This window comes from Streptomyces sp. NPDC087263 (assembly GCF_044744645.1).
Taxonomy (GTDB): Bacteria; Actinomycetota; Actinomycetes; order Streptomycetales; family Streptomycetaceae; genus Streptomyces.
Genome location: NZ_JBIUYT010000039.1, coordinates 1 through 1,045, shown reverse-complemented (window position 1 = coordinate 1,045; position 1,045 = coordinate 1). Strand labels below are relative to the sequence as shown.

The window sequence follows — 1,045 nt, the reverse complement described above, 5'->3', positions numbered from 1 at the left end:
TCGACGGTGTTGCGCTCCTTGTAGAGCTCGGCGTCGTGGCTGACGGGCCGGCCGCCCCGGCTGCCCTTCTTCTTCCGGTTGGCGACCTGGTCCTTCTTCTCCGGGATGACCGCCTTGATGCGGCGTTTGCGCAGGTGGGCGCGGTTGCCGCGGGACGAGTAGGCCTTGTCCCCGGCGACCGCGTCGGGCCGGGTGCGGGGACGGCCGACGGGTCCGCGGACCCGTACCTTCTTCAGCACGGGGATGAACTGCGGGCTGTCCGCGGCCTGTCCCTCGGTCAGGACGAACACCAGCGGGCGGCACTTCCGCTCACCGGCAACGTGGATCTTGCTGGTCTGCCCGCCCCTGGAGCGTCCGAGCAGGGCTGCCTTCAGCCGGAGCCTGCGCCGACGCCGGATGCGTCGCCGTTCTTCCCGTTTCGGGTCACCTGAGGCGACCCGCCCGTCTTGTTCCTCCGGGCCTCCCCCTTTTGCCGGGCCTTCTCCGCCTCCTCGGCGGCCTTCTCCAGGGCGGCCATGGTGTCGGAGTCGAGGTGCATCCCGGCAGCGTCGTGGTGAGCCCGCACGGTGGTGGAGTCCACGCTGACCAGGGACAAGTCCACCTCGCCGCGCTTCGCGGCTTCCGCGATCACGCCCTCCATCAGGGCTTCGAAGACACCGGCGTCCCGCCACTGCCGGAACCGATTGGAGACGGTCGACCACGCACCGAACTCCTTCGGCATCTCCCGCCACTGCCCGCCCGTCCGGAATCGCCAGATCACGCCCTCGAACTGCTGCCGCAGCCGCTCCGGGTACGGGCCGTACTCGCCGATCGGCAAGTACGGCTCGATCAACACCCACTCCGCATCCGTCAGTTGCGCTCGCGTCACACACCACGGTCTACCGGATCAGGACCCGCCGCGAAGGTGAATCACACAGATTGATCACGACCGAATACGCGCCCTAACGGGAGTTCGTGGACCGGTACGGGTGCGTGCGGATCAATGGCGAGCTGTCTGTGCCGGTGCCGACCCTGCGCTCCTACGACGGCGGGCCGATCGTCGGCT

Annotated in this window: 1 pseudogene; it reads right to left on the bottom strand. The window is 68.9% G+C overall.

Annotated features, from left to right (window positions below):
- A pseudogene (locus ACIPC1_RS40315) lies at nucleotides 1-868 on the bottom strand (IS5 family transposase); the annotation flags it as partial.
- Between the last annotated feature and the right edge of the window lie 177 nt (nucleotides 869-1,045).